The organism is Silanimonas sp. (genome assembly GCF_027531545.1).
Taxonomy (GTDB): Bacteria; Pseudomonadota; Gammaproteobacteria; order Xanthomonadales; family Xanthomonadaceae; genus Silanimonas.
The window spans coordinates 1-3,581 of the sequence record NZ_JAPZSC010000009.1 but is presented as its reverse complement, the minus strand read 5'-3'; the positions used below and the strand labels follow the sequence as shown (position 1 = coordinate 3,581).

3 protein-coding genes and 1 pseudogene are annotated in these 3,581 nt (G+C 70.0%); 3 read left to right on the top strand and 1 reads right to left on the bottom strand.

Translation table 11 applies throughout. The annotated features are described in order from the left end of the window. Positions 1–147: 147 nt before the first annotated feature. Positions 148–585, bottom strand: a pseudogene (locus tag O9280_RS07660) (transposase); the annotation flags it as partial. Positions 586–588: 3 nt separating this feature from the next. Here O9280_RS07660 and O9280_RS07655 point away from each other — a divergent pair. The 3 genes from O9280_RS07655 (at position 589) to istB (ending at position 3,230) form a co-directional block, all read left to right on the top strand. Then, positions 589–768, top strand: coding sequence for a hypothetical protein (locus tag O9280_RS07655; protein WP_298340838.1), 180 nt, complete (start codon positions 589–591; stop codon positions 766–768). Between the two features lie 120 nt (positions 769–888). Continuing rightward, the gene (gene istA / locus O9280_RS07650) at positions 889–2,445 is read left to right on the top strand and encodes an IS21 family transposase (protein WP_298340834.1); all 1,557 of its coding nucleotides are present in this window, start codon (positions 889–891) and stop codon (positions 2,443–2,445) included. Positions 2,446–2,492: 47 nt separating this feature from the next. Further along, on the top strand, positions 2,493–3,230 hold the full coding sequence (gene istB / locus O9280_RS07645; protein WP_298340836.1) for an IS21-like element helper ATPase IstB: 738 nt from the start codon (positions 2,493–2,495) through the stop codon (positions 3,228–3,230). The last annotated feature ends 351 nt before the right edge of the window (positions 3,231–3,581 follow it).

Below are 3,581 nucleotides of genomic sequence, written 5' to 3'. Positions count from 1 at the left end.
AGGCAGCTGCGGAGCAGTTCAAGGACCTTGACCGATGGGGCCACCTGTTGCGCTACATCAGCGACCGGATCGCGCCAGTCATCGGACCACCGAAGCCCCCACCAGCGCTTCAGGCGACGGGGTAACTGCCGGATTTAGGATGAGTTGCTACGGGCCCAGCGCGGCAAGCTTGCTGGCTGCCGTAGCGAACAGCACGCGCGGCGGATGGTGGCTGGCCAGCATCACCCGCACACGACGCGTGTTGCGCAGGATCGACGCACCGATCTTCAGCAGCCGCACCCGGATGGTGGCGGCACTGGCCCGTTCGAACTCGGTGCCCTGCAGGGCCAGCGCGCGCAGCCGCTGCATCAGCGTGTAGGCCAGCGCCGCCAGCAGCAGCCGGAACTGGTTGGCGATGAAGCGCGAGCAGCTCGCCCGCGTGCCGAACAGGTCCAGCTGCGCTTCCTTGATGCGGTTCTCCGCCTCGCCGCGCTGGCAGTACAGACCGTCGTACAGCCCGTCGGGCTCGCCCACGAGGTTGGTGCCCACGAAGCGCGGGTTGGTGCCTTGCTCACCGTACTCCAGCCGCGTGATCACGCGCCTCTCGTGGTGACGTTCGAACGCGAGCGAATTCGCGCTGTTTTCGCGACGTCGCCGACACATCGCATGCCGCCGCGGCTGTATGCGGTGGCCGACGAGCAACTCGCCGAACTATCTTTGCTCGCCTTGCGTATTCCGCCCGATCGCGGACACCGTTCCGCCGTGATGGCGGACAGCATTCCGCCGTGATGGCGGACAGCGTTCCACGCTGATGGCGGACACCGTTCCGCCGTGATCGCGGACACCGGGGCGGTGTCCTGAGTGACCCAACGAGGCATAGGCTGCCCGGCTTTTTGGCCGGGAGAGGCGATGCCCACACCAAGGGTCCTCATGAGCAAGATCAGACAAGCACTTCGGCTGCTGGCCGACTCCGGGCTGAGCACGCGGCAGGTGGCCGCAGCGCTGGGCGTGAGCAAGTCCTGCGTCAGCGAGATCGCGATGTACGCCCGCGACGCTGGGGTGGACTGGCCACTGGCCAGCACACTGAACGACGACGAACTGCAGGCGCGGCTGTACCCACCGCCGCGCTCTCGCAGCAGCACGCGCGTGGAGCCCGACTACGCTGCGCTGCACCAGGAACTCAAGCGCCCGGGCGTCACGCTGCAGCTGCTGTGGGAGGAGTACAGCGCCGGCGCAGCCGGTGCCGGCTACCGTTACAGCGCCTTTTGCGACAAGTACCGCGCCTGGGCCAAGCGCCTGAAGCGCTCCATGCGCCAGGTGCACCCTGCCGGCGAGCGGCTGTTCGTCGACTACGCCGGCCAGACCGTGCCCGTGATCGATCCGACCAGCGGCGAGATCCGCCGGGCGCAGATCTTCGTGGGCGTGCTGGGCGCGTCGAACTACACCTACGCCTGCGCCACCTGGCGGCAGACGGCCGCCGACTGGGTGGGTGCCCTCATCGCCACGCTGGAGTTCATCGGCGGCGTGCCGCGCCTGCTGGTGCCCGACCAGCCGCGAGCGCTGATCGCCAACCCTGACGCCTACGAGCCCGTCACCGCCCGGCTGATGCAGGAACTGGCCGAGCACTACGGCGTGGCGGTGCTGCCAGCACGTCCTGGCCGGCCGCAGGACAAGGCCAAGGTGGAGGTTGGCGTGCAGGTGGTCGAGCGCTGGATCCTGGCGCGGCTGCGCCACCAGCGCTTCCACTGCCTGCCCGAGCTGAACCGGGCGATCCACGCGCTCCTGGCGGAGCTGAACCAGCGCCCGTTCAAGCGCCTGCCCGGCTGCCGGGCCTCGGCCTTCGCCGCCCTGGATGCCCCGGCACTCAAGCCGCTGCCGGCCAGCCCCATGGTGCTGGCCCAGTTCAAGCCGGCACGCGTGAACATCGACTACCACGTGGCCTTCGAGGGCCACTACTACTCGGTGCCGCACCAGCACGTTGGCGAGGCGGTGGAATTGCGGGTGACGGCCACGACGCTGGAGGTGCTGCTGCGTCGCCAGCGCATCGCCGCCCATGTGCGCAGCGCCCAGGCGGGCGGCTACACCACGGTTCCTGAGCACATGCCCGCGTCGCACAGGGCGCACCTGCAGTGGACGCCGGCCAAGCTCATCGCCTGGGGCGAGCGCGTCGGCGCGGCCACCGCCGGCGTGGTGCGCTGGCAGATGGAGCGCCGGCCACATCCGGAGCAAGGCTACCGGAGCTGCCTGGGCCTGATGCGCCTGGCTCGCGAGTACGGAGCTGACCGCCTGGAGGCCGCCTGCGCGCGTGCGCAGTCCATCCGCGCGCCCTACTACGGCAGCGTCAAGTCGATCCTGGCCAGCGGGCTGGACCGCCAGGGCAGCAGCCTGCTGGGCGGGGAGCGCTCGGCTGCGCCGATGCCCGAGCACGACAACGTGCGTGGCGCCGGCTACTACGGGCACCACTGATGGCCAGCAACGACAACCGCAACACCGACATCGACACCGACACCCCCATGCTGCAACAACACACCCTGGACCAACTGCGCGGCTTGCGCCTGGACGGCATGGTCGCCGCCCTGACCGACAGCGCCACCCAGCACGCCGCCGACGCGCTGCCCTTCGACCAACGGCTGGCCTTGCTCGTGCAGCGCGAGCTCGACTGGCGCGACGGCAAGCGCGTGGCGCGGCTGCTCAAGGCGGCCAAGCTCAAGGTGAGCTCGGCCTGCATCGAGGACATCGACTGGCGCGCCGGCCGTGGCCTGGACCGGCACCTCGTGACAGCGCTGGCCGGCGGAGACTGGATCCGCCACGGGCGCAACGTGCTGATCACGGGGGCCACCGGCTGTGGCAAGACGTGGCTCGGATGCGCCCTGGCGCAGCAGGCGGCTCGCCTGGGCTTCAGCGTGCTGTACACGCGCGCCACGCGGCTGCTGCAGGAGCTGCAGGTGGCCCACGGCGACGGCAGCTTCGGCCGGCGGCTGGCGCAACTGGCGCGGCTGGACGTGCTGGTGCTCGACGACCTGGCCATCGCGCCGATCGCGGCCCAGGAGCGGCAGGACCTGCTGGAGTTGCTGGACGACCGCGTGGGCAGCCGCAGCACCCTCATCACGAGCCAGTTGCCCAGCAGCGCCTGGCATCAGTGGCTCAACGAGCCCACCATCGCCGACGCCATCATGGACCGGCTGCTGCACGGCTCGCACACCATCGCGCTGAAGGGCGAGTCGCTGCGCAAGGCCAAGCCCCAAGCCTGACGGCAACCCTGGCGATCCGACCGGACAGCGCCATGGCCCCGCCTTGTCCACCGCGGCGGCCAGGCGTCGCATGCGCCGCCGCCGCCGTGGACAAGGCTGCCGAGCAGCTCGCAGGCAGAGCAAACCGCCTTCGGCACCGAGTTGCCCACCCGGCGCATGGGGCGCCGCGTGGACAACCCGGCACCACCCGTTCCACGCTGATCGCGGACAGCGTTCCAAACTGATGGCGGACAGTTGGCCTACCATCCGCAGCGTCACTCTGGACACCTGCAACGGGTGTCCGCGATCGCCCGGAACGCTGTCCGCGATCAGCCTGGAATGGGTGTCCACGATCAGTGGAATGCGCACCGA

Excerpts from the sequence above, each read along its gene's own strand:
- istA (WP_298340834.1), top strand. The coding sequence starts at position 889 with ATGCCCACACCAAGGGTCCTCATGAGCAAGATCAGACAAGCACTTCGG.
- istB (WP_298340836.1), top strand. The coding sequence starts at position 2,493 with ATGCTGCAACAACACACCCTGGACCAACTGCGCGGCTTGCGCCTGGAC.